General features: G+C 66.7%; 1 pseudogene. It reads left to right on the top strand.

Annotation, left to right across the window (positions count from 1 at the left end):
- Positions 1 to 25: 25 nt before the first annotated feature.
- Positions 26 to 390: pseudogene (locus D7X55_RS42465) on the top strand (hypothetical protein); the annotation flags it as partial.

Raw genomic sequence — 390 nt, 5'->3', positions numbered from 1 at the left:
GCCATACGATGAGCGTGTCGTGGCCATGCTGCGCGCGACACCGCAGCGTCCGCGTGTCCTGTGCACCGCCTCGGACCGGCTGTTGGTCCAGCCGATCGCCGATCATCTCGGCGTTTTTGACGAGGTCATCGCCAGCGATGGGGCCCGCAATCTGGCCGGGCACGCCAAGGCTGAAGCCCTTGTCGAGCGCTATGGGGAACGGGGGTTCGACTATCTTGGCAACCATCGCGTTGACCTGCCGGTCTGGAAGCACGCCGCAGGTGCTGTCGTCGTCAACGCCACCGGATCGCTGGCAAACCAGGCCCGCGCGCAAACCCGGTTGAGCGACCACCTGCCTGGACAGCCCGGAGGGCTCCGCACCTGGATCAAGGCCCTGCGGCTGTACCAGTG

It is taken from the genome of Corallococcus sp. AB049A (genome assembly GCF_003668885.1).
GTDB classification, from domain to species: Bacteria; Myxococcota; Myxococcia; order Myxococcales; family Myxococcaceae; genus Corallococcus; species Corallococcus interemptor.
Note: the sequence above shows the minus strand (reverse complement) of the source record. Positions and strands in the feature narration are given on the sequence as shown.